This window comes from Nakamurella panacisegetis (assembly GCF_900104535.1).
GTDB lineage: Bacteria > Actinomycetota > Actinomycetes > Mycobacteriales > Nakamurellaceae > Nakamurella > Nakamurella panacisegetis.
This window is the reverse complement of record NZ_LT629710.1, coordinates 2,782,010-2,805,038: the sequence shown is the minus strand read 5'-3', so window position 1 is coordinate 2,805,038 and position 23,029 is coordinate 2,782,010. Positions and strand designations below refer to the sequence as shown.

Genomic DNA, 23,029 nt, shown 5'->3' with positions numbered 1-23,029 from the left:
AGGAATGAATCGCAGACTGATCGGTGCCGTGGGCGCCCTCGCCGCCTCCACCTTGGTGTTGGCCGCGTGCGGTTCCAGCTCATCGAGCTCACCGACCACCTCGAGCGCATCGGCGGCCGCCGCCTCGGCCGGGGCGACGGCCGGCTCCGGCGGGGCCAGCTCTGCTTCCGGCGGGGCCAGCTCTGCTTCCGGTGGGGCGAGCTCTGCGGCCGGCGGCGGCACGACCGGCCCAATCGTCGTCGGCTCGGCCAACTTCGACGAGAGCGTCATCCTGATGTACATCTACGCCGACGCGCTGAAGGCGAAGGGCGTCGATGCCACGGTCAAGCCGAAGATCGGCAGCCGGGAGGTCTACATCCCGGCGCTGAAGGACGGGTCCATCGACCTGATCCCGGAGTACAGCGGCACCCTGCTGGCCTACTTCGACAAGACGTCGACCGCGGCCAGCTCGGCCGACATCTACAAGGCGCTGCCGGCGGTCGTCGGGCCGGCTGGGATGACGGTGCTCGAGCAGTCGGAGGCGCAGGACAAGGACTCGATCGCCGTCACCGCCGACACGGCCAAGAAGTACAACCTGAAGACCATCGGTGACCTCGCCTCCCACGCATCCTCGATGGTGCTGGGGGCGGCCCCGGAGTTCAAGACGCGCGCCGACGGCGTTCCCGGTCTGGACAAGACCTACGGGGTCAAGTTCGGCACGTTCAAGACGCTGGATGCCGGAGGCAAGCTGTCCGTCACCGCGCTGAAGAACGGTCAGGTCGACGCGGCCGACCTGTTCACGACGGACCCGTCGATCCCGGAGAACGGTTTCGTCGTGCTGCAGGACCCGAAGAACCTCTACACCGCGCAGAACGTGCTGCCGTTGATCGCCACCAAGAAGGTCACCCCGTTGATCACCAAGACGCTGAACGCGGTGTCGGCCAAGCTGGACACGGCCACCCTCACCGCCCTGGACAAGCAGGAGTACGGCGGCACCGACGCCGAGAAGGTCGCCCAGGACTGGCTGAAGGCTCAGGGACTGTCCTGATCTGACGTCGGCGCCCGTCCGGTCGCCACACCTGATCGCCGAGAGCCGGTGCCCCGCCGGGGTGCCGGCTCTCGGCGTCTGCCCCGGAAGGCGAGCACCGGCCGGCGGGCACCGACCGGCGGCATCGGCCGGCGGGCATCGGTCGGCGGGTCGGCCCCATCGGCCGGCGGGTCCGACGAGCATCGGTCGGCGGGTCGGCCCCATCGGCCGGCGGGTCGGACGGGCATCGGTCGGCGGGTCGGATGGCCGGGCGGCACGTCCGGTTGCCGCCATCGGCCGCTGGGTGCCGCGCGACGTCCGGTGCGGCGGGTGTGGAAGGATCGGTCCTCGTGAGTGAGACCACAAAACCCCGCGTTTCTGCCCGGATCTCGGCCATTGCCGAGTCGGCCACTCTGGCCGTCGATGCCAAGGCCAAGGCGCTCAAGGCGGCCGGCCGGCCGGTGATCGGATTCGGGGCCGGCGAGCCCGACTTCCCGACGCCGGAACCCATCGTGAAGGCGGCCGCGGACGCGTGCGAGAACCCGGCCAACCACAAGTACACGCCGGCGGCCGGCCTGCCGGAGTTGCGTCAGGCCATCGCCGACAAGACCGCTCGGGACTCGAACTACCACGTCAAGCCGTCACAGGTGCTGGTCACCAACGGTGGCAAGCAGGCCGTCTACCAGACTTTCGCCACGCTGCTCGATCCGGGCGACGAGGTCATCCTCCCGGCCCCGTACTGGACCACCTACCCGGAGGCAATCGCCCTGGCCGGTGGGGTTCCGGTCCCGGTGGTCGCCGACGAGACCAGCGACTACCTGGTGTCGGTGGAGCAGTTGGAAGCCGCGCTGACCGACCGGACCAAGATCCTTTTGTTCTGTTCTCCGTCCAACCCGACCGGTGCGGTCTACCCGCCGGACCAGGTCGCCGCGATCGGCCGGTGGGCCGCCGACAAGGGCATCTGGGTCGTGACCGACGAGATCTACGAGCACCTGGTCTACGGGGGTGCCGAGCACGTCTCGATGCCGGTCGTGGCCCCGGAGATCGCCGATCGCTGCGTCGTGCTCAACGGTGTGGCCAAGACCTACGCGATGACGGGTTGGCGCGTCGGCTGGATGATCGGTCCCCAGGACGTCATCACGGCCGCCACCAACCTGCAGTCACATCTGTCGTCCAACGTGGCCAACGTGTCGCAGCGGGCCGCCCTGGAGGCGGTCAGCGGGCCGCTGGACGCCGTGGCGATGATGCGCGAGGCCTTCGATCGGCGTCGGCAGACGATGGTCGCGATGTTGCGGGACATTCCCGGTGTCACGTGTCCCGAGCCGAAGGGGGCGTTCTACTGCTACCCGAGTGTGGCTGCCCTGATCGGCAAGGACTTCGGTGGCGTCCGCCCGCAGTCGTCGTCCGAGTTGGCCGCCCTGGTGCTGGAACGCGCCGAAGTGGCCGTCGTGCCGGGTGAGGCATTCGGTACCCCGGGCTACTTCCGGCTCTCCTACGCCCTCGGTGACGAGGACCTCAAGACCGGCGTGCAGCGCATGGGCGACTTCCTACGGACCGCCAAGGACTGACCGCTGACCCGCCGCGCAGGCGCGAGCGGTTCTGCGCATATAGAAAGCCTCCGCGCATACAGAAAGGCCCGATTCCGGCGATTTGCTGCCGGAATCGGGCCTTTCCGTATGCGCCGGGAGGTTCTGTATGCGCCGGGAGCTCCGCATGCGCCGAGGATCAGAGTTGGACGACGACGCGGGCCTTGCCCAGGACGGTGACGCCGGCCGCCTTGGCCGTCAGGTCGACGCGAGCGGTGCGGGCATCGGGGTCCAGGGCACCGATGACGCCGGTGACCTCGACCAGGGCGCCGACGCCGTCATCGGGAACGACCACGGGCCGGGTGAAGCGCACCGAGTACTCGATCACCGCGGCCGGGTCGCCGACCCAGTCGGTGACGGCTCGGGCCGCGGTGGCCATGGTCAGCATGCCGTGGGCGATGACGTCGGGCAGACCGACCTCGGTCGCGACCCGCTGGTTCCAGTGGATCGGGTTGAAGTCGCCGGACGCTCCCGCGTAGCGGACGAGGTCGGACCGGGTCAGGGGGTAGGAACCGGCCGGGATCGAATCTCCGACCGAGAGCCCGTCGAACGTGACCGTCATGCCGTGCCCCTCACGACGAGCGAGGACACCGCTGTGGTGACGGGGGTGCCGTCGGCCAGGGTCAGCTCGGCCCGCAGGGTGAGCACATCGTTGGATCCCAGGGCCCGAATGGCGTCGACGGTGACGGCGCAGTGCAGCACGTCACCGGAGCAGATCGGGCGATGGTGAACGAACTTCTGGTCGCCGTGGACGACCCGGGTGAAGTCCAGCCCCAGAGCGGGGTCGAAAATGACAGCGTCCTGGGCGCGCGCCACGGCCGCGATGGCGAACGTGGGCGACGCGACCAGGCCGTCGTGTCCGGCGGCCTTGGCGGCCGCTGTGTTGTGGGAGATCGGGTTGTTGTCACCGATCGCCGAGGCGAACTCCCGGATCTTCTCGATTCCGACGACGTACGGCTCATCCAGGGAGAACGTACGACCGACGAACGACGGATCCAGGGCCACGGAAACTAGCGAGTTTCCTTGTGGGCGCGGTGGGTGCCGCAGTTCGGGCAGAACTTCTTGATCTCGAGACGATCGGGATCGTTGCGACGGTTCTTGCGCGTGATGTAGTTGCGGTGCTTGCACTGCTCACACGCGAGCGTGATCTTCGGACGAACGTCGGTGGCGGCCACGTCAGCTGCCTCTTTCTTCAACTTGCGGTGCGATAACGAGCACGCGGGCTGGGCGCCTACGGACTCTCGGGCATTTGGCCATCCGAAGGTGGCCGGCGAACGTCACCGCGACTGATTCCAGGTCGGATAGCCGGTGGTGATCTTGGTAGCGATGGCCGGACTCGAACCGGCGACCTAGCGATTATGAGTCGCTCGCTCTAACCAGCTGAGCTACACCGCCACATAGGAACACAGCGTCCGCCTCATTTGTTCCGTGAGGCATGCTCGCCGGGGCGAGCCGTGCGTTCCCGAGCGACACCCGACGAACGGACCGCCGAGCATCTCCGAGCCCCTTTACGGAATCGAACCGTAGACCTTCTCCTTACCATGGAGACGCTCTGCCGACTGAGCTAAAGGGGCCTGTACTGCATGAAACAAGGTTCTGCTCCCAGGAGGATCACTGACCACCTGAGAGCCTCGGCAACTGTACCTCACCGCGCCCCCCGCAAGAAAACCGCAGTTCAGGCCGGATCAGCCGCCGCACTAGCCGACGAGACGAAGCATCTGCGGGGCGGTGCCGACCGCCTTCGTCCTGACCGTCCGGGAGGCCAGCCAGGCCTCCAACTTCTCGATCGGCATCGGGCGGGCCAGCAGGAACCCCTGCATCTCGTCGCAGTGCAGCGCCCGCAGGGCGTCCCGGGCCGCTTCCTCCTCGACCCCCTCGGCGATCACCCGCAGGCCGAGCGAGTGCCCCAGGTCGATGATGGCGCGCACGATGGCGTGGTCGGACAGGTCGGTGACCATCCCCTGGACGAAGGACTTGTCGATCTTGATCTCGTCGATCGGCAGCCGGCGGAGGTAGGCCAGGGAGGAGTATCCGGTGCCGAAGTCGTCCACCGAGAGCCGAATGCCCATCGAGTGGAGTTCGCGCAGGATCGGCAGAGAGCGCTCCGGATCGGCCATCACGCTCGACTCGGTGATCTCGAACGTAAGCAGCTCCGGCGGGACGCCGTGCGCGTCGAGGGCCGCGCGGATCACCTGGGGGAAGTTGGGTCCGGACAGGTTGCGGACCGACAGGTTGACCGCCGCGCTGATCTTCATGTTCCGGCGTCGCCACTCCGCCACCTGGGCCAGGACGATCTCCAGAACGTGGCGCAGGAGGGTGTCGATCGAACCGGTCGCCTCGATGGCCTCGACGAATTCCGACGGCGACACCGGCCCGAACTCCGGATGCGTCCAGCGCACCAGCGCCTCGACGCCGGCCAGTTCCCGATCGGACAAGCTCAGCTTCGGCTGGTAGTGGACCGTGATGAGGCCGTCCTCGACCGCCTTGCGGAACTGGGTCACCAGCTGGAAGCGACGCCGGAAGACCTGTCCCATGCTCGCGCCGTAGGTGCGGATGGGCTCGTCCGATGACTGCGCCGCCATCAGAGCCATCTCGGCGCGCTGCAGCAGGGTGCTGACGTCCTCGACGGCCGAGGCCCCGCCGTCGACCCCACCCGCCACTGCCACGTGGGCGATGCCGGCGTGGGCATGAGGCTCGACCTCGATCCCGTCCAGGGCGTAGGGGCGCCCGACGACCGTCAGTAGATCCGAGGCCCGGTCCAGCAGGTGACCTTCGGGAGTGCTCGGGATCAGCACGGCGAAGCGATCGGACTCGATGTGCGCGACGAGACGCTCCTGCCCCAACGCGGCCACCAGCCGTAGACCGGCGGCGGAGAGCAGCTGCTCACCGCGGTCATGGCCGATGGCGTTGTTCACCTCGGGCAGGATGTCCAACTGCACCAGCATCACGGCGCTGATCGACCCGGTGGCCATGGAGCTCTCCAGCTCCCCGGCCAGCCCACGCCAGTTCAGCAGACCGGTGATCTCGTCGTGATAGGCCTCGTGCCGCAGGGTCTCCAGCAGGCGCATGTTGTCCAAGGCGGTGGCGAAGTGACTGGCCAGGGTCTCCAGCAGGGTCAGGTCGTTCTCGCGGAACCGTCCCCACCGGCTCAACCGGTCACGCACCTCGAGATAGCCCCGGTCGCGGTCCCCGGATCGCAGCGGCACCACCAGCACGTCCCAGGCGTCGCGCGCACGCAACGCGGCGAGGAGGCTCTTGTCGGCCGTGCGGTCACTGGAGACCTGAGCCCGGCCGTCCCGCGTGGCCAGCGCGAGCAGCGGGTCCAGCGGCTCGGGCGGCAGCTCCGACAGCACGCCGTCCGACCCGACCGACAGGGTCTGGAAGCCGCTGGTCGGCTCGTTGAGGTGGACCAGAGCCACCTTGGCGTTGAGCTGGTCGCGGACCTGCTCGATCAAGCCGTGCCAATCCGAGGCCGACGATCCGACCTCGGCCACGTTCCGGCCGAAGGAGTACATCCGGGACAGGTCCGTGTGCTGGCGGAGGAACTTCGCGTAGGTGCGGTAGAGCACGATGATCAGAGCGCCCAGACCCGCGCACAGGATGTAGCCGGTCGGCTGCGGAGTGGTGTTGCACAACGTGTAGGCGACGAGCGCGAAGATCGCGCACGAGCAGGCGGCCACCAACGACCGCGTCAGCATCCGGACGAAAGGTTCCGGCGTTCCCATGAACGAGTAGGTGGCCCACACGGCCTGGGACGAGACCATCGCGGCGACCACCCCACCGACGGCCGCCCCCAGGATGGGGTGGTTGTGCTGGTCCCAGCCGATGGGGAGGCCGGCCGCGATGATCGCGCCGACGCCGGACTCGACGGCGATGACGACGAAGTTGATCCGCACCGCGCGCCAGTTGTCCCGGCGCAAACGGAAGACGATGACGGACGCGACGACGTGGGCGACCCCGACCACCCAACCGGGCAGGATGATCAGGCCGTAGATCGAGGCCAACTCGGAGAGGCTGACCAGGAATGTCTCCTTGCGCACCTCGATGCGCAGGGACAGCGTCTCGGTGGTCGCGAAGGCCAGGATCAGCAGGGCACCGCCGATCATCAGCGACGAATGCGAGACCGGACGGTGGTAGAGCGGGACCGCGATGACCCAGAGCACGGCGGCAATGAGTCCGAAGACTACGGTGGCGACGGCGTACACGCGTTGTTGCGGGTAGATGCGGCGCGCGCGTTCGGGCACTGCGTCACCTCTCGTGTTCACTGACGGTCTGCGACGGATCTACCCCGCCGATGAAGCCACCTGCGTGTTCCGGGCACGGCATTTGGGCCAACGTCTCAACCGCTCATGAGCGAAGCGTAACTTCCAGCGCCCCGATTAGCGATCGAAGAACAGCAAATCGTTCCACGGATGGACAACATTCACTCTGCTGTTCAGGTCACGACGTCACGCGAACAGGTCGGCGCACGGGGTCTTCACCCGGTCGTGACAGCCGTCTGGCCCCGCACCATGCGGTGCGGGGCCAGATCTGGTGTGGCAGGTGAGGGATTTGAACCCCCGTAGCTTGCGCGGCTGATTTACAGTCAGCTCCCTTTGGCCACTCGGGCAACCTGCCTCGTTCTCGGGACGCGTTCGTCCCGTACTGCGGCGTGAACATTACTAGGCGGTGGCCAACTATCCCAATCCGTGGCGGTAGCGTCGAGGCGGGCTCCGTCCGGCCAGGTCGGCCGGAGCGGGGCGAGACGAATCCGAGCACCGAGAGAGGCGTACCGAGATGGCTGACCCGTCATTCGACATCGTGAGCAAGGTCGACCGCCAGGAGGCCGACAACGCGCTCAACCAGGCGGCGAAGGAGTTGAGCCAGCGATTCGACTTCCGCGGCACCGATTCCACCATCGCCTGGGCCGGCGAGGAAGGCATCACCATCACGTCGTCGACCGAGGAGCGGGCCCTGGCCGCCATCGACGTCTTCAAGGAGAAGTTGATCAAGCGCGGCATCTCGATGCGGGCACTGGACATGGATGAGCCGGTGCAGTCCGGCAAGACGTACAAGGCGTCGGGCAAACTGGTCCAGGGCATCTCGTCGGAGCAGGCCAAGCTGATATCGAAGAAGATCCGCGAGGAGGGCCCCAAGGGGGTCCAGGCCCAGATCCAGGGGGACCAGCTTCGGGTGTCGGGCAAGAAGCGGGACGACTTGCAGGCCGTCATCGCCCTGCTGAAGGCGGCCGACCTCGAGGTGGCCCTGCAGTTCACCAACTACCGGTAGACCCCGGTCACCGGTAGCCCCCGATCCCGTCATCGGACCGCAAACACGGCGCCATCGGTCATACGTCAGGATTATGATTGTGCCATCAGGCCCGTGTTGAAGGAGCAGTTCGTTGCAGCTCGACTCTATTGACCATCACATCATTTCGTGTCTGATCGAAGACGCCCGCTCATCGTTCCGCGAGATCGGCGAGTCGGTCGGGCTGTCGGCACCCGCCGTCAAACGTCGGGTCGACCGGCTCCGGGCCGAGGGAGTGATCACCGGCTTCACGGCCCGGGTCGACCCGGGTTCGGTCGGTTGGCACACCGAGGCGTTCGTCGCCGTCACCTACGGCGGGAACATCACCCCAACCCGGATACGGGCCATCCTGACGCCGATCGCCGAGGTCGTCGCGGCCTACACGGTGTCCGGTGACGCCGATGTGCTGGTGCACGTCCGCGCGGCCGACATGGCTCATTTCGAGCAGGCCCTGGAGCGCCTGCGGGCCGCCGACGGCGTGGCCAGGACGGAATCACGGATCGTCCTGTCGACGCTGCTCGACCGCCCGAACGTGGTAGACGGCCGCGCCTGATGCGCCGCGGAGTGGTCTTCGGAGTCGTCGCCTACCTCATCTGGGGTCTGTTCCCGCTGTACTGGCCCCTGCTGGAACCGGCCAAGGCCGGGGAGATCCTGGCCCACCGGATGGTGTGGTCCCTGGTGGTGATGGGCGTCGTGGTGTCGGTGCTGCGCCAGTGGTCGACGATCCGCGCGATGGCCGGCCGGACCTGGCTGCTCGTGGTCGCCGCGTCGGTGCTGATCTCGATCAACTGGGGCGTGTACATCTACGCCGTCAACAGCGGCAAGGTGGTGGAGGCGGCCCTCGGCTACTTCATCAATCCGCTGGTCAGCGTGCTGCTCGGGGTGCTCGTCTTCCGCGAGCGACTGCGCCCCGTCCAGTGGGCCGCGGTCGGACTCGGCGGGGCCGCCGTACTGGTGATCGCGATCGCCGGGGGCCGCTTTCCCTGGATCGCGGTGATCCTGGCCGTCACCTTCGGCCTGTACGGGCTGGTGAAGAAGGTGATCCCGCTCCCGCCGCCGGCCTCGCTGACCTCCGAAGGCGTGGTGTTGCTCGTTCCGGCCCTCGGGTACCTCGCCTACCTGCAGCTGAAGGGACAGTCGACCCTCACCGGACACGGCACCGGGCACGTGTTGCTGCTGGCCCTGTCCGGAGTCGTGACGGTGCTGCCCCTGCTGGCCTTCGCCGCATCGGCCCGGGCCCTGCCGCTGTCGATCCTCGGACTGCTGCAGTACCTGACGCCGGTCGTGCAGTTCCTGATCGGCGTGACCTGGCTGCACGAGCAGATGATCACCGCTCGCTGGATCGGGTTCGTCCTGATCTGGATCGCCTTGATCGCGCTGTCGGTGAGCGGGTTGCGCGAAGCGCGCCGGGCCCACGTTCATGCGCGCCGGCCGGCGACGGATCGACCGGCCCCGGCCCAGAGCTGACGCTTGGGCTGACGGTTCGGGCGACTACCTGGTCCGCGCCACCACGAACTGGGTCAACGACACCAGGGCATCCCGGGCGGGCGACGGAGCCAGGCTGTTCAGCTCGTCCAGGGCGGTCGATGCGTAGTTGTCCAGGGTCGCTCTCGCCTGGGCCAGCCCGGCCGAGGCCCGCAGCAGTGACACCGCCTCGGCGAGTTCCGCCTCGGACTCGATCGGGCCGGACACCAGCTCCACCAGCCGGGGATCGGATGTCGGGTCGGCCAGGGTGTAGAACACCGGCAGGGTGGCGACGCCCTCGCGCAGGTCCGTGCCGGGCGTCTTCCCCGACTCGTCCGAGGCCACGTCGATGATGTCGTCGGAGATCTGGAACGCCACCCCGACGGCCCGGCCGAAACGGCGCAGCGCGGCGGTCTCGGCCGCCGATGCCCCGGAGAACATGCCGGCGTAGCGGGCGCAGGTGTCGATCAAGGCCGCGGTCTTCTCGTCCAGCACCGTCAGGTGATGTGCGATGGGATCGGCACCGGGGCGTGGACCGACCGTTTCCCGAGTCTGCCCGGTGACCAGTTCGGCGAAGGTCTCGGCGATGATCCGTACCGCGTCCGGACCGAGGTCGGCCACCAGACGCGAGGCGTGGGCGAACAGGAAGTCACCGGTCAGGATGGCGATCGAGTTGTCCCAACGGGCGTTCGCCGACTTGGCCCCGCGACGCAGGTCGGCCTCGTCCATCACGTCGTCGTGGTAGAGCGTGGCCAGGTGGATGAGTTCGACGACGGCCGACGCGGTGATCACGTCCTGCGAGTCGGCGTTGGGCCCGACACCGGCGGCGACCAACGTGAACAGCGGGCGGAAGCGCTTGCCGCCCGCATGCATCAGGTGGGATGCCGCTTCGGTGACGAAATCGAACTCGCTGGCCATCTCGCGTTCGAGGACCTCTTCGACGCGGGCCAGGCCGGCCGCGACCCGGGCGGCCAAGGCCGGGTCGGCAAGTTCTATACCGGCGAGGATGGTCGGTGCGTTCACATCGACGACCCTACGGCAGCAGTCAGGACAGTAAAGGCCACGGCACCTGCAACCCGTCCAGGAACGGCTGCGGGAAGATGCCCAGCACCAACGTGACGGCAACGCTGAGGCCGATGACGATTCCGGTCAGGGTGCCCGGAACGACGACGAACGGCTCGGTCGTCACCGCGGCGTCGGGGTCGAGCGAGCCGGACACCGGCGCCGAGAAGTACATCAGCACGACCACCCGGAGGTAGAAGAACGCGGTGATCGCGGTGGCGATCATGGCCACCACCACCAGCGGCCCCATCCCGGCTTCCGTGGCCGCGCTGAACACGCTCAGCTTGCCGATGAACCCGCTGGTCAGCGGGATCCCCGCGAAGGACAGCAGGAACAGGCTCATGCATGCCGCCATGAGCGGCGATCGTTTGGCCAGACCGGCCCAGTCGGACAGATTCGACGCTTCCCCGTCGCCCTTGCGGACCAGCGTGAAGATCGCGAACGAGCCGACGGTGGCGAACCCGTAGGTCAGCAGGTAGAACATCGTGCCCGAGGCGCCGTTCTGGCTGATCGCCATCACGCCCAGGAGGATGAACCCGGCGTGGGCGACCGACGAGTAGGCCAGCACCCGCTTCATGTCGGTCTGCGTGATGCCGAGGATCGCGCCGATCAGCATGGAGGCGATCGCCACCACCCACAGCACCGGTCGCCAGGACCAGGCCATCGGGCCGATGGCGACCTGGAACACGCGGACCATGGCGGCGAAGGCGGCGACCTTGGTGCACGCCGCCATGAAGGCCGTGACCGGGGTCGGGGCCCCCTGGTAGACGTCGGGGGTCCACAGGTGGAACGGCCCGACGCTGCCCTTGAACAGCAGTCCGACGACCAGCAGGCCGATGCCCACCAGCAGCAGCAGGTCGCTGGTACCACCGGCACTGGCCTTGGCCGCAATGGCGGAGAACTTGATCGAGCCGGCGTAGCCGTAGATCAGGGTGATGCCGTACAGCAGGATCGCCGAGGTGAATGCGCCGAGCAGGAAGTACTTGACCGCCGCCTCCTGCGAGATCAACCGCCGGCGGCGGGCCAGCCCGCACAGCAGGTACAACGGCAAGGACAGCACCTCGAGCGAGACGAACAGCGTCAGCAGGTCCGACGAGGCCGGGAACACCAGCATGCCGCCGATCGCGAACAACGTCAGCGGGAACACCTCGGTCTGCATCGGCAACGCGACGGCGGTCTGGGTCCGGTCGCGGGCGGAGCCGACCCGGATCGACGCCTGGGCGGCGAAGGCACCGCCCGGCTCAGACACCCGATCGGCCATCAGCAACACCGACGCCAGAGCCAGGGCGAGCAGCACCCCCCACATGACGTACGTGCCGCCATCGACCGCGATGGCTCCGGAGAACGTCACCGCGTACCGGTGCCGACTGCCCTCGACGACGGTCCAGACCCCGGCCCCGACGATCGCGACGACGGCCAGCGTCAGCTGACTGACGTAGCGCTGCGCGCGGGGCAGGACCGCCTCCAGCACCACCGCGACGCAGGCTGCGCCCAGCACGATCAGGACCGGCATGACGGCCGTCAGGTCGACCGACGGCGCCTTGATGGCATCGGGCACCGACCCGGCCGCGATATACAGCGTGCTCACTGGCACCCCTCCGAGATGGTCACTGCGGTGGTACCGGCGGCGGCCGCATGGGCCGGCACCGGATCCGTGTGGCACGACCAGCCGACGGTCTGCTCCGCGGTCGGGTTGATCACGTCCAACACCGGTTTCGGGTAGACCCCGAGGAAGATGATCAGCACCACCAGCGGCGTCAGAACGCCGATCTCGCGCTTGGTCAGGTCGCCGAAACGGACCTTCACCGCGGTCGGCTGGTGGGCGAGCGTGGCCGTGGTGGCCCTCGCTCCCGACGGGAGCGAGGGCCGGCCGGTCGGCCCGCCGAGCGGCGACTCGTCATCCGGTTCCTGTTGCAGCACAGCGGCTCCGCGAACCGGGCCGGTCATGGTGCGCTGGAAGATCCAGAGCATGTAGACGGCCGCGAACACGATGCCGGTGGTGGCCACGACGGCCCACGCCGGATATCGGCTGAAGGTGCCGATCAGCACCAGGAACTCCGACACGAACGAGTTCGTCCCCGGCATGGCGATGGTGGCCAGCGCCCCGATCAGGAAGAACCCGCCGAGCAGGGGCGCGACCTTCCAGACCCCGCCGTAGTCGGCGATGTTCCGGGACGCCCCGCGCGCGGTCAGCATCCCCACCACCAGGAACAGCAGCGCGGTGGCCAGACCGTGGTTGACCATGTAGAGCACGGCCCCGCTGATCGACTGCGTGGTGAACGCGAAGACGCCGAGGGCGATGAACCCGAAGTGCGCGATGGACGTGTAGGTGACGAAGCGCTTGAGGTCGCTCTGCCCGGCCGCCACGATCGCGCCGTAGATGATGCCCACCACCGCGAGGGTGATGATCAGCCAGGCCAGCCGGCTCGATGCCGCCGGCAGCAAGGGCAGACAGATCCGCAGGAAACCGAAGGTGCCGACCTTGTCCAGCACGCCGACCAGCAGCGTGCCCGCACCGACCGGCGCCTCCGAACCGGCGTCGGGCAGCCAGGTGTGCAGCGGGACCAATGGCGCCTTGATGGCGAAGGCGATGGCGAAACCCGCGAAGATCCACATCTGGGTCGACGGCGGGATCTCGTGGGCGATGTTGCGCAACGTGTTCCAGTCCAGAGTCCCGCCCAGCCCGGCCCGGTCCGGCGTACGCCCGGACGCCACGAACAACGCGATGATCGACGCCAGCATCAACAGGCCGCCGATCAGCGAGTAGAGGAAGAACTTGGTCGCCGCGTAGGCCCGTCGTACCCCGCCGAACGCGCCGATCAGGAAGTACATCGGGATCAACATGACCTCGAACATCACGTAGAACACGAACACGTCGGTGGCCGCGAAGACCCCCGTCATGGCCGCCTGCATCACCAGGATCAGCGCGAAATAGCCGCCGACGGTGCGCCCCTGGGGCACCTTCTCCTCCCAGGACGCGCCCAGCACGATCGGCACCAGGAATGCGATCAGGGCGATCATCACCAGCGAGATGCCGTCAACGCCGAGCGAGAAGTGAATCCCGAAACTGCGGATCCAGTCGACCGAGAAGGTCTGCCGGAAGGGAGAGTCAGCCGCGGAGAAGCTTCCCGATCCGATCTGGGCGGCCGGGTGGGTGTAGGCGATCCACAACACCACGGCCATCACGAATTCGACCAGTGAGAAGCCGAGCGCGACCGATTTCACGGTGCGCACCGGCGCCCCGCCCATGAACGCGACCACCCCGGCCCCGACGAGCGGGAGGGCGATGAGGACAACCAGGTAGGGGAAGCCGTTCATCGTGCGTCCTCCGTCCCGGTCAGCGCAGATCGAACTGCCCAGATCGGCCTAGTAACCGCCGATTTCGGGAACTTCCGTATGTGCCGGGCAGTTCTGTATGCGCTGTTCATGCGAACCTCACCACGATCAGGGCGGCGACGACCAGGAAGGTGCCGGAGAGCATCGACAGGGCGTAGGAGCGGACGAAACCGTTCTGCCACCGGCGCCATCGACCGGACAGTCCGCCGAGCGCCGCGGCCAACCCGTTGACCGCGCCGTCGACGCCGCGGTTGTCGGCGTAGATCAGCGCCCCACCCAGCCATTGGCCGGGACGGGCCACCAGAGCCTCGTTGACGGCATTGCCGCCGGCGTCGGCCCGAGCGAAACGCACCAGCGCGCTGACCTTCTCGGGCCGCGTCACCGGGACCGGCTGCCGCCCGACCAGCAGGTAGGCGACACCGACGCCGGCCGCGACGACCACCAGCGTTCCGACCGTGATGACGATCTTGGCCACCGGCGGGTGCGGCTCGTGGAACTCCCCCACCGACGGGGCCAGCCACTCGACCAGCCGGTTGCCGACGGCCAGGAACGCACCCGCGCCGACCGATCCGACGGCCAGGATGATCATCGGCACGGTCATCACCAGAGGCGACTCGTGCGGGTGGTACTCCCGCCCGTCGGCCGATCGCAGGTGCTTCCAGCGGGCCTCGCCGAAGAAGGTCATGATCATCAACCGGGTCATGTAGAACGCGGTCAGACCCGCGCCCAGCAGGGCGGCGCCGCCGAGCAGCGCGCCCTTGGCTCCCCCGGCCGAGAACGCCGCCTCGATGATCGGGTCCTTCGAGAAGTATCCGGACAGGAACGGGAAGCCGATCAGGGCCAGGTATCCGGCCATGATCGTCCAGAAGGTGATCGGCATCTTGCGGGCCAGGCCGCCGTAGTGCCGCATGTCGACGTCGTCGTTCATGCCGTGCATGACGCTGCCGGCCCCGAGGAACAGGCCGGCCTTGAAGAAGCCGTGGGTCAACAGGTGCAGGATGCCGAGCGCGTACACGCCGCTGCCCAGGCCGACAGCCAGGAACATGTAGCCGATTTGCGAGACCGTCGAGTAGGCCAGGACTTTCTTGATGTCGTCCTTGGCGCACCCGGCAATGCAGCCGACCAGCAGAGTGACCGTACCGATGATGGACACCACCAGCCGGCCGTCCGAGGTCAGGTTGTAGATCGGCGCCGACCGGGCGATCAGGTAGACGCCGGCGGTGACCATGGTCGCGGCATGGATCAGGGCCGACACCGGGGTCGGGCCCTCCATCGCGTCAGGCAACCAGGCCTGCAGCGGGACCTGGCCCGATTTGCCGCAGGCGCCGAGCAGGAGCAGCAGCGCGATCGTCGTCACGGCGGCCGGCGACACATTCGGTATGGCCGTGAAGACCCCGCTGTAGGAGGTGGTTCCCATCTCCTTGTACATCAGGAAGATGGCCAGGGCCAGCCCGACGTCACCCACCCGGTTCATGATGAACGCCTTCTTCGCGGCGGTCGCCGCGGCCGGGCGGTCGGACCAGAAGCCGATCAGCAGGTAGGACGCGAGACCGACGCCCTCCCAACCGAAGTACAGGGAGATGAACCCGCCGCCGAGCACCAGGAGCAGCATCGCCGCGACGAACAGGTTCAGATAGGCGAAGAACTTCCGCCGCTCCAGATCGTGGGACATGTAGCCCACCGAGTAGATGTGGATCAGTGATCCGACCCCGGTGATCAGCAGCACGAACGTCAGCGACAGCGGATCCAACCGCAGGTCGAGGTCGACGTTGAGCGACCCGGACGTGAACCAGGAGAACAGTTGCAGCGAGTGCACCCGGTCGGTGCTGCCGGACCCGACGGTCGAGAAGAAGATGGCCAACCCGAGGACGAACGCGGCGACGACGGTCGCACAGCCGATCCAGTGGCCGATCCGGTCCAGCCGCCGGCCGCCGACCAGCAGGACCACGGCGCCGGCGACGGGCAGCAGCAACAGCAACCACGCTGCGCTCGTGATGCCCGACGCCGGGGTGATCACGGTTTCTGGTGTCATGAGGAAAGTTCCCGCCCCGTCAGAACTTCAGCAGGTTCGCGTCGTCGACGGAGGCACTCCGCCGGCTCCGGAAGATGGACATGATGATCGCCAACCCCACCACCACTTCGGCCGCGGCCACCACCATCACGAAGAACGCCATCAGGACGCCGTCGAGGTTGCCGTGCATCCGGGCGAAGGTGACCAGCGAGAGGTTCACCGCGTTCAGCATCAGCTCGATGCACATGAACACGACGATCGCGTTGCGCCGCACCAGCACCCCGACGGCACCGATGCCGAACAGCAGGGCGGACAGGATGAGGTAGTGGTCGGGGGTCACCGGTGGTCTCCGTTCGGGACGGCGATGGTGTGTTCGGAATCGGTGTCGGCCGGTTCGAGCCGGTGCGGGTGCTCGGCCGTCTCGAGCGCGGCCAGTGAGCGGCCCTGCGAATTCCGGGTGGCCACCCGGACCGCCTCGCTCCGCTCCACCAGCTTCGACACCGATCCCGGTGCGATCGATCCGTCGGGCAGGAGAGCCGGGGTGGCGTTGGACGACGATGTGGCGAACACGCCGGGCCCGGGGAGCGGGGACATCCGGTCCGACCGCATCCGCTCGTGCACCCGCTGGCGCTGCGTCTTCTTCTCGCCCGGGGCCCGCTCGACGTGGGCCAGCACCATCGCGCCGACCGCGGCCGTGATCAGCAGGGCGCTGGTCAGTTCGAACGGGAACAAGTAGTCGGTGAACAGCGCCGCGGCCAGCGACCCGATGGGTCCGCGCTGGGCCATCGCCGGCCCCAGGCCGACCGACTCGGTCACCCGCAGGGCCCGGACCAGCGCGGCGACCAGCAGGCCGACGAACCCGATGCCGATGCAGATGGCCTTGATCCGCTGACCCCGGAGCACCTCGATCACCGAGTCGCCGGCCTCCCGGCCGGTCAGCATCAGCACGAACAGGAACAACATCATGATCGCGCCGGTGTACACGATGATCTGGGCGAACCCGAGGAACTCGGCACCCTGCGCCATGTACAGGCACCCGAGGGAGAGCATGGTCAGCACCAGCCACAGCGCGGAGTGCACCGCGCCCTTGGCCAGCACCATGCCGACCCCGCCGAGCAGGGCCAGCGGGGCCAGGATCCAGAAGGCGATCTGTTCGCCGCCACCGGACGCGACCGTCGTCGACGCGTCACCGGCCGCGGCCATCAGGGCGCTCATCGGGCGTCACCGGCGGGCGGGGTGACGCCCCGCGGAACGGTGCCGTGCGACGTCGCCCCGGGCGGTACGCCGGGGGCCGCCGCCCCGGTGACGCTGTGGGCCGGCGGGACGCTCGAGGAGTCCACCGGTCGGCGCGTGACGTCCGGGTGGGCCGGAACGTTCACGTCGGGTGCGGCCCCGCGCCGGAAGGTGGGGTCGCGGAGCAGTTCCGGCCCCTTGACGTAGTAGTCCTGCTCGTCGCCGAGGCGCATCGGGTGCGGCGGTTGCTCCATGCCGGGCAGCAGCGGGGCCAGCAGCCGGTCCTTGGTGTAGATCAGCCGCTGACGGTCGTCGTCGGCCAGCTCGTACTCGTTCGTCATGGTCAGCGACCGGGTCGGGCAGGCCTCGATGCACAGGCCGCAGCCGATGCAGCGCAGGTAGTTGATCTGGTAGTTCTTGCCGTACCGCTCGCCGGGCGAGTAACGCTCCTCGTCGGTGTTGTCGCCGCCCTCGACGAAGATCGCGTCGGCCGGGCAGGCCCAGGCGCACAGTTCGCAGCCGACACACTTCTCCAGTCCGTCCGGGTGGCGGTTCAGCTGGTGACGGCCGTGGTACCGCGGCGCCGTCGGCAACGGATTGTTCGGGTAGTCCTCGGTGACGACCGGTTTGAACATGGTCGCGAAGGTGACACCGAAGCCCTTGACGGGATCAAGAAATGACATTGGGATCTCCTTCACTGGTCCCGGTCGAGCCGGGGTGACCCTGGGCGAGCGCCCCGACGGGCGGCGCAGCGGCTCGGGCGGATCGGATCGGTGCGGCCGGGACCCGCAGATCGAGCGGCGGGATCGGATAGGCCCCCAGCCGCGGGGTCACGACGGTGACCAGGCCCTGGGCGTCGACCACGGTCGGTTCGCCATCCTCCTGTTCGGCGGCCAGGAGATCGGCCGCGTCGATCTCCTCCTGATCGGGTCGCTCCTTCTGGGGCCAGAAGGCGGCGATCAGCAGCACCAGCACCAGCGGAATGCCCATCCAGAGCAGCACCTGCCTCGTCGTCAGCGAGGTCGCCGAGTTCAGCACCCGGGCGGTGGACACCAGGACGATCCAGACCAGGGAGACCGGCACCAGGATCTTCCAGCCCAGCGTCATGAACTGGTCGTAGCGGATGCGGGGCAACGTGCCGCGCAGCCAGACGAAGACGAACATGAACAGCAGGACCTTCACGAAGAACCAGATCAGGGTGATCCAGCCGCTGTTCGCGCCCGGGATCCGGGAGAGCGGCCAGGGCGCCCGCCAGCCCCCGAGGAACAGCGTGGTGGCGATGGCCGACACGTTGATCATGTTGATGTACTCGGCCAGGAAGAAGGTTCCGAACCGCATGCCGGTGTACTCGGTGTTGAAGCCGCCGACCAGTTCGCCCTCGGCCTCGGCCATGTCGAACGGCGCCCGGTTGGTCTCGCCGACCATCGACACGCAGTACACGACGAACGACACCGGCAACAGCCAGACATACCAACCGCCGGCCTGCTGGTTCACGATGGCCGAGGTCGACAGGGTGCCGGCGTAGAGGAACACCGCGACGAACGAGAGTCCCATCGCGACCTCGTAGGAGATCAGCTGGGCGGCCGACCGGAGCCCGCCCAGCAGCGGGTAGGTGGAACCCGAGGCCCAGCCGCCGAGCACGATCCCGTAGACGCCGATCGAGGAGAAGGCCAGCGCGGCCAGCACACCGACCGGGAGGTCGGTCAACTGCAGAGCCGTCTGGTGGCCGAACATGCTGACCTGGCCGCCGAGCGGGATGATCGAGAAGATCAGGAAGGCCGGGATACAGGCCAGGATCGGCGCAGCGATGAAGACGAACTTGTCGGCCCGGGCCGGGATCATGCCCTCCTTGAAGATCAACTTCAGGGCGTCGGCCAGGGATTGCAGCAGGCCGAACGGGCCGTTCCAGGTGGGACCGGGGCGGTGCTGCATCCGGCCGACGATCTTGCGCTCGAACCAGATGGCGAACAGCGTCATCAGCAGGAGCAGCGCGAAGATGATGACCGCCTTGATCAGCATCAGCCACCACGGGTCACCGGCCAGCAGGGCCTGCGTCGACCCGTCGAGGCTGATCCCCGGCGAGGTATCGAGATGGACTGGAGCGCGCATCAGAGGCCCTGCCTTTCCGCTGCCGTGTCGTTCCCGCTCGCCCGGGTGACCCGCACGCGCGTGGTGACCCCACCACCGAGCAGCACGCCCAGCGGGGTCCCGCCGATCCGCGAGGGCAACCAGACGGAGCCGTCGGCCATCACCGTGATCTCCAGCGGCAACGTCACCGATCCGCCCGACGGCCCCACCACCCGTACGGCGTCACCGTCGTTCACATCAAGACGGGCGGCATCGCCAGCCGACAGGCGCGCCACGTCGGGCTTGGCCGTGCCGGCCAGGTGCGGCTCCCCGTCCAGCCCGCGCCCGCCGTCCAGGTTCATCCGCCAGGTCGCCACGGCGAAGGTCCCCTCGCGTGGACCACCTTCGCGTGGACCACCTTCGCGTGGATCAACTTCGCCGGCATGGATCAACTTCGCCGAATTGGGACTGGAGTGACCGGAGTCGCCAGATTCGTCCACGCCTGAGAAGTTGATCCACGCCGATGACGGGTTCCAGATGCCGAGCCGGCCCATGTCGGCCCGGGCCGCGACGGGGGTCTGGGTGTACAGGTCGACGTCCATCTCGACGCCCAGGGTGTCCAGGATGCGGCCCTCGTCCAGCGTCCCGAATTCGGGCAAGGCGGCACCGAACGGGCGGTTGCGGCCCTCCCAGTTGACGAACGATCCCGACTTCTCGGCGACCGCCGCGACCGGGAAGACCACGTCGGCCAGTTCGGTGACGGCGCTGCGCCGCAGCTCCAGGCTGACCACGAAACCGGCGGCGGCGATGGCGGCGATAGCGGCGGCCGGATCGGGCAGGTCGGCCACTTCCACCCCACCGATCAGCAACCCGGACAGGCCGCCGGCCCCGACGGCGTCCAGGATGCCCGACGTGTCCCGACCGGGAGCGGCCGGAACCGATGCGCCCCAGGCGCTCTCCACCTCGGCGCGAGCGGCGTCGTCGGCGATCGGCCGACCGCCGGGCAGCAGGTTCCCGATGGCGCCGGCGTCCAGCGCTCCGCGTTCACCGGCCCGGCGGGGCACCCAGGCCAGCTTGGCCCCGGTCCGGTCGACCAGGTCGGCCACCGCGGTCAGCAGTCCGGGGATCTCGGCGGCTCGCTCCCCCACCAGCACGACGGCCCCGGCCGCCCGCAGCGCCACGGCGGCCTGGTTGTGCACGGGGGCCTCGGGCGCACCGGCCCTGGCCACCTCCGTCGAGAGACGCTGCAGCACAGCCATTTCCTGCCCCGGCACGGCCGTCAGCAGGTGGCCGTCCATCTTGTCCAGCCCCCGGGACCGCACCGCGCCCACCGAATAGACGGGCACCCCCCGGCGAGACGCCTTGCGCAGCCGCAGGAACAGGATCGGCGACTCCTCCTCCGGTTCGAGGCCGACCAGCAGGACGACGGGTGCCGTCTCCAGTGACGCGAACGTCACCCCGTCGGTGTCCGGGGTCCGGCCGGTCACCCGGGCAGCCAGGAACTCGGCTTCCTCGGCCGAATGAGCCCGGGCCCGGAAGTCGATGTCGTTGGTCCGCAACGCAAGACGGGTGAACTTGGCGTAGGCGTAGGCGTCGGTGACGGTCAGCCGACCACCGGTGAGCACCCCGACACCGCCGGTGTCGCGCGCCGTCGCCAGCCCGGCCGCGGCCACCGACATAGCCTCGGTCCAGGACACCGGTTCCAACGTGCCCTCGGCATTGCGGACCATCGGCCGCAGGATGCGATCTCCGACCGAGGTGTAGGTGAAACCGAAGCGGCCCTTGTCGCAGTTCCACTCCTCGTTCACCGCCGGGTCGAGACCGGCCAGGCGTCGGGTCACGCCGATCGACCGGTGGTCGGTCCGCATCGCGCAACCGTCGGCGCAGTGCTCGCACACCGTCGGGGTGGAAACCAGGTCGAACGGGCGGGACCGGAACCGGTAGGCGGCCGAGGTGAGCGCGCCGACCGGGCAGATCTGGATCGTGTTGCCGGAGAAGTAGGACTGGAACGGCTCGGCCGAGTTGATGCCGATCTGCTGAGCCGACCCGCGTTCCAACAGGTCGATGAACTTGTCCCCGGCGATCTGGTCGGAGAACCGGGTGCAGCGCTGGCACAGCACGCAGCGCTCACGGTCCAGCAGGATCTGGGTGGACACGGCGATCGGCTTGGTGAACACACGTTTGGCATCGTGCATCCGCGACTCGGCCGCCCCGTTGGCCAGGGTCTGGTTCTGCAGCGGGCATTCACCGCCCTTGTCGCAGATCGGGCAGTCCAGCGGATGGTTCAGCAGCAGGAACTCCAGGTTCGAGCGCTGCGCCTTCTCGGCCACCGGCGAGCTGAGCTGGGTGCGCACCACCATGCCGTCGGCCACCGTCTGGGTGCAGGAGGCCTGCGGCTTCGGCATCGGCCGGCCGCCCATCTCGATCTCGACCAGGCACTGCCGGCAGGCGCCGACCGGCTCCAGGAGCGGGTGGTCGCAGAACCGCGGGATCGCGGTCCCGATCCGTTCGGCGGCGCGGATCACCAACTCGCCCTTGGGCGCGTCCAACACGACGCCGTCGATGGTCAGCCGGACGTGACCCTCGGGTACCGGCCGGTCCTCCGGCGAGCCGCCGGTGTTCGTCGTCGGGCTCACTACCTGGGTCATCAGTGCGCTCCAACCAGCAGGCGGGACTCGACCACCGGCGGCGTCCGCCCGGTGACGAGATCTTCGAACTCGGAACGGAAGTACTTGAAGCCGGACAGGATCGGCGTCGCCGCGGCGTCACCGAGAGCACAGAACGAGCGCCCGGCGATGTTCCCGGCGGCGTCGGTCAGGGTGTCCAGGTCCTCGAACGTCCCGGACCCGCTGACCACCCGGCGCAGGATCTGCACCAGCCAGCCGGTGCCCTCCCGGCACGGCGTGCACTTGCCGCACGACTCGTGCTTGTAGAACTCCAGCCACTTCCACACCGCCCACGGGACCGAAACCGTTTCGTTGAAGCACATCAACGCGGTGGTGCCCAGCATCGACCCGGCCGCGGCGACGTCGTCGAACGACAGCGGCACGTCCAGGTGCTGCGGGGTGAAGATCGGCGTCGAGGAACCACCCGGGGTGAAGAACTTGAGCGGGATGCCGTCCAGCATCCCGCCCGCCGACTCCAGCAGCTGCCGCAGCGTGGTGCCCATCGGCGCCTCGTACTGGCCGGGCCGGGTGACGTGTCCGGACAGCGAGAAGATCTTGGGACCGGGCGACTTGTCGGTTCCCATGCTGCGGTACCAGTCGCTGCCACCCATGACGATGGCCGGCACCGACATGATCGTCTCCACGTTGTTGACCACCGTCGGGCAGGCGTACAGCCCGGCCACGGCCGGGAACGGCGGCTTGAGCCGTGGCTGGCCGCGGCGCCCTTCCAGGGAGTCGAGCAACGCCGTCTCCTCCCCGCAGATGTAGGCGCCGGCCCCGGCGTGCACCACGATCTCCAGGTTGAACCCGGTACCCATGATGTTGCGGCCCAGGAAGCCGGCGGCCCGGGCTTCGTTCACGGCGTTGGTCAGCCGACGCAGCGAGTGGATCGCCTCGCCCCGGACGTAGATCGCGCAGAACTCGCTCCGGATCGCGTAGCAGGTGATGATGCAACCCTCGATCAGCGAGTGCGGATCGGCCATCATCGACGGAATGTCCTTGCAGGTACCCGGTTCTCCCTCGTCGGCGTTGATCACCAGGTAGTGCGCCTTGCCGTCACCCTGCGGCAGGAAGGACCACTTGAGCCCGGTCGGGAATCCGGCCCCGCCACGGCCGCGCAGCCCGGAGTTCTTCATCAGCTCGACGATCCGCCCCGGATCGACGGCCAGCGCCTTGGGCAGCGCCTCGTAGCCGTCCAGCCGGCGGTAGGTCTTGATCGACCAGGAATCCGGTGACGCCCAGCGCCGGGTGAGTACCGGCGTCATGACGGCGGGACCGGCGGGGACAGCCGGCATCTGGGGTGCACTCATGA

The 23,029-nt window shown here is 68.4% G+C and carries 18 protein-coding genes, 3 tRNA genes and 1 pseudogene; 5 read left to right on the top strand and 17 right to left on the bottom strand.

Annotated elements, in window-relative coordinates:
- Positions 1–4: 4 nt before the first annotated feature.
- Together BLS97_RS12410 and BLS97_RS12405 are read left to right on the top strand one after the other, a co-directional pair.
- Positions 5–1,027 carry an ABC transporter substrate-binding protein gene (locus BLS97_RS12410; RefSeq protein ID WP_090476282.1) on the top strand — a complete coding sequence of 341 codons (1,023 nt, stop codon included), beginning with the start codon at positions 5–7 and terminating at the stop codon, positions 1,025–1,027.
- A gap of 329 nt (positions 1,028–1,356) precedes the next feature.
- On the top strand, positions 1,357–2,574 hold the full coding sequence (locus tag BLS97_RS12405; protein WP_231988079.1) for a pyridoxal phosphate-dependent aminotransferase: 1,218 nt from the start codon (positions 1,357–1,359) through the stop codon (positions 2,572–2,574).
- A gap of 157 nt (positions 2,575–2,731) precedes the next feature.
- On the opposite strand, the gene BLS97_RS12400 is transcribed toward BLS97_RS12405, so the two are convergent.
- The 7 genes from BLS97_RS12400 to BLS97_RS12370 all read right to left on the bottom strand — a co-directional run bounded on the left by BLS97_RS12400 (position 2,732) and on the right by BLS97_RS12370 (position 7,209).
- Positions 2,732–3,154, bottom strand: coding sequence for a MaoC family dehydratase (locus BLS97_RS12400; protein WP_090476278.1), 423 nt, complete (start codon positions 3,152–3,154; stop codon positions 2,732–2,734).
- The gene (locus BLS97_RS12395) at positions 3,151–3,597 is read right to left on the bottom strand and encodes an FAS1-like dehydratase domain-containing protein (RefSeq protein ID WP_090476276.1); all 447 of its coding nucleotides are present in this window, start codon (positions 3,595–3,597) and stop codon (positions 3,151–3,153) included. The genes BLS97_RS12400 and BLS97_RS12395 overlap by 4 nt, the downstream gene beginning before the upstream one ends.
- Before the next feature lie 5 nt (positions 3,598–3,602).
- A complete protein-coding gene (gene rpmG / locus BLS97_RS12390; protein ID WP_090476275.1) occupies positions 3,603–3,767 on the bottom strand; it encodes a 50S ribosomal protein L33 in 165 nt (54 codons plus the stop codon).
- A gap of 143 nt (positions 3,768–3,910) precedes the next feature.
- Positions 3,911–3,987, bottom strand: a tRNA-Met gene (locus BLS97_RS12385).
- Between the two features lie 106 nt (positions 3,988–4,093).
- Positions 4,094–4,166 (bottom strand) — tRNA-Thr (locus tag BLS97_RS12380).
- A gap of 123 nt (positions 4,167–4,289) precedes the next feature.
- Entirely contained in the window at positions 4,290–6,836 is a 2,547-nt protein-coding gene (locus BLS97_RS12375) for an EAL domain-containing protein (protein WP_157695383.1), read from the bottom strand.
- A gap of 292 nt (positions 6,837–7,128) precedes the next feature.
- A tRNA-Tyr gene (locus BLS97_RS12370) sits at positions 7,129–7,209 on the bottom strand.
- A 159-nt stretch (positions 7,210–7,368) separates the two neighbouring features.
- Here BLS97_RS12370 and BLS97_RS12365 point away from each other — a divergent pair.
- The 3 genes from BLS97_RS12365 (at position 7,369) to rarD (ending at position 9,345) form a co-directional block, all read left to right on the top strand.
- Positions 7,369–7,860 carry a YajQ family cyclic di-GMP-binding protein gene (locus tag BLS97_RS12365; RefSeq protein WP_090476271.1) on the top strand — a complete coding sequence of 164 codons (492 nt, stop codon included), beginning with the start codon at positions 7,369–7,371 and terminating at the stop codon, positions 7,858–7,860.
- A gap of 112 nt (positions 7,861–7,972) precedes the next feature.
- Complete coding sequence (locus BLS97_RS12360) at positions 7,973–8,431, top strand: Lrp/AsnC family transcriptional regulator (RefSeq protein ID WP_090476269.1); 459 nt, start codon at positions 7,973–7,975, stop codon at positions 8,429–8,431.
- Positions 8,431–9,345: an EamA family transporter RarD gene (rarD, locus tag BLS97_RS12355; protein ID WP_090476267.1), complete on the top strand. Its 915-nt coding sequence runs from the start codon at positions 8,431–8,433 to the stop codon at positions 9,343–9,345. The genes BLS97_RS12360 and rarD overlap by 1 nt, the downstream gene beginning before the upstream one ends.
- 24 nt (positions 9,346–9,369) lie before the next feature.
- Here rarD and BLS97_RS12350 read toward each other — a convergent pair whose 3' ends face one another.
- The 10 genes and pseudogenes from BLS97_RS12350 to nuoF form a co-directional block, all read right to left on the bottom strand.
- On the bottom strand, positions 9,370–10,365 hold the full coding sequence (locus BLS97_RS12350) for a polyprenyl synthetase family protein (RefSeq protein WP_172832270.1): 996 nt from the start codon (positions 10,363–10,365) through the stop codon (positions 9,370–9,372).
- Positions 10,366–10,387: 22 nt separating this feature from the next.
- Positions 10,388–11,992 (bottom strand): NADH-quinone oxidoreductase subunit NuoN, encoded by a 1,605-nt coding sequence (gene nuoN / locus BLS97_RS12345; protein ID WP_231988078.1) that lies wholly within the window; start codon positions 11,990–11,992, stop codon positions 10,388–10,390.
- Complete coding sequence (locus BLS97_RS12340; protein WP_090476265.1) at positions 11,989–13,722, bottom strand: NADH-quinone oxidoreductase subunit M; 1,734 nt, start codon at positions 13,720–13,722, stop codon at positions 11,989–11,991. The genes nuoN and BLS97_RS12340 overlap by 4 nt, the downstream gene beginning before the upstream one ends.
- 106 nt (positions 13,723–13,828) lie before the next feature.
- Positions 13,829–15,772 (bottom strand): NADH-quinone oxidoreductase subunit L, encoded by a 1,944-nt coding sequence (nuoL, locus tag BLS97_RS12335; RefSeq protein WP_197676154.1) that lies wholly within the window; start codon positions 15,770–15,772, stop codon positions 13,829–13,831.
- A 19-nt stretch (positions 15,773–15,791) separates the two neighbouring features.
- Positions 15,792–16,091: an NADH-quinone oxidoreductase subunit NuoK gene (gene nuoK, locus BLS97_RS12330; RefSeq protein WP_090476263.1), complete on the bottom strand. Its 300-nt coding sequence runs from the start codon at positions 16,089–16,091 to the stop codon at positions 15,792–15,794.
- Positions 16,088–16,966 (bottom strand): NADH-quinone oxidoreductase subunit J, encoded by an 879-nt coding sequence (locus BLS97_RS12325; RefSeq protein ID WP_090476261.1) that lies wholly within the window; start codon positions 16,964–16,966, stop codon positions 16,088–16,090. Before BLS97_RS12325 ends, nuoK begins: the two co-directional genes overlap by 4 nt.
- A 197-nt stretch (positions 16,967–17,163) precedes the next feature.
- Positions 17,164–17,667, bottom strand: a pseudogene (nuoI, locus tag BLS97_RS12320) (NADH-quinone oxidoreductase subunit NuoI); the annotation flags it as partial.
- Entirely contained in the window at positions 17,654–19,093 is a 1,440-nt protein-coding gene (nuoH, locus tag BLS97_RS12315; RefSeq protein WP_090476259.1) for an NADH-quinone oxidoreductase subunit NuoH, read from the bottom strand. The pseudogene nuoI and the gene nuoH, both read right to left, overlap by 14 nt.
- On the bottom strand, positions 19,093–21,699 hold the full coding sequence (locus tag BLS97_RS12310; protein WP_090476257.1) for an NADH-quinone oxidoreductase subunit G: 2,607 nt from the start codon (positions 21,697–21,699) through the stop codon (positions 19,093–19,095). Before BLS97_RS12310 ends, nuoH begins: the two co-directional genes overlap by 1 nt.
- On the bottom strand, positions 21,699–23,027 hold the full coding sequence (nuoF, locus tag BLS97_RS12305; protein ID WP_231988077.1) for an NADH-quinone oxidoreductase subunit NuoF: 1,329 nt from the start codon (positions 23,025–23,027) through the stop codon (positions 21,699–21,701). Before nuoF ends, BLS97_RS12310 begins: the two co-directional genes overlap by 1 nt.
- Positions 23,028–23,029: the final 2 nt, after the last annotated feature.

Coding starts and splice junctions, on each gene's coding strand:
- BLS97_RS12410 (WP_090476282.1), top strand. CDS start 5: ATGAATCGCAGACTGATCGGTGCCGTGGGCGCCCTCGCCGCCTCCACC.
- BLS97_RS12400 (WP_090476278.1), bottom strand. CDS start 3,154: ATGACGGTCACGTTCGACGGGCTCTCGGTCGGAGATTCGATCCCGGCC.
- BLS97_RS12365 (WP_090476271.1), top strand. CDS start 7,369: ATGGCTGACCCGTCATTCGACATCGTGAGCAAGGTCGACCGCCAGGAG.
- rarD (WP_090476267.1), top strand. CDS start 8,431: ATGCGCCGCGGAGTGGTCTTCGGAGTCGTCGCCTACCTCATCTGGGGT.
- BLS97_RS12340 (WP_090476265.1), bottom strand. CDS start 13,722: ATGAACGGCTTCCCCTACCTGGTTGTCCTCATCGCCCTCCCGCTCGTC.
- nuoL (WP_197676154.1), bottom strand. CDS start 15,772: ATGACACCAGAAACCGTGATCACCCCGGCGTCGGGCATCACGAGCGCA.
- BLS97_RS12325 (WP_090476261.1), bottom strand. CDS start 16,966: ATGAGCGCCCTGATGGCCGCGGCCGGTGACGCGTCGACGACGGTCGCG.
- nuoH (WP_090476259.1), bottom strand. CDS start 19,093: ATGCGCGCTCCAGTCCATCTCGATACCTCGCCGGGGATCAGCCTCGAC.
- BLS97_RS12310 (WP_090476257.1), bottom strand. CDS start 21,699: ATGACCCAGGTAGTGAGCCCGACGACGAACACCGGCGGCTCGCCGGAG.
- nuoF (WP_231988077.1), bottom strand. CDS start 23,027: ATGAGTGCACCCCAGATGCCGGCTGTCCCCGCCGGTCCCGCCGTCATG.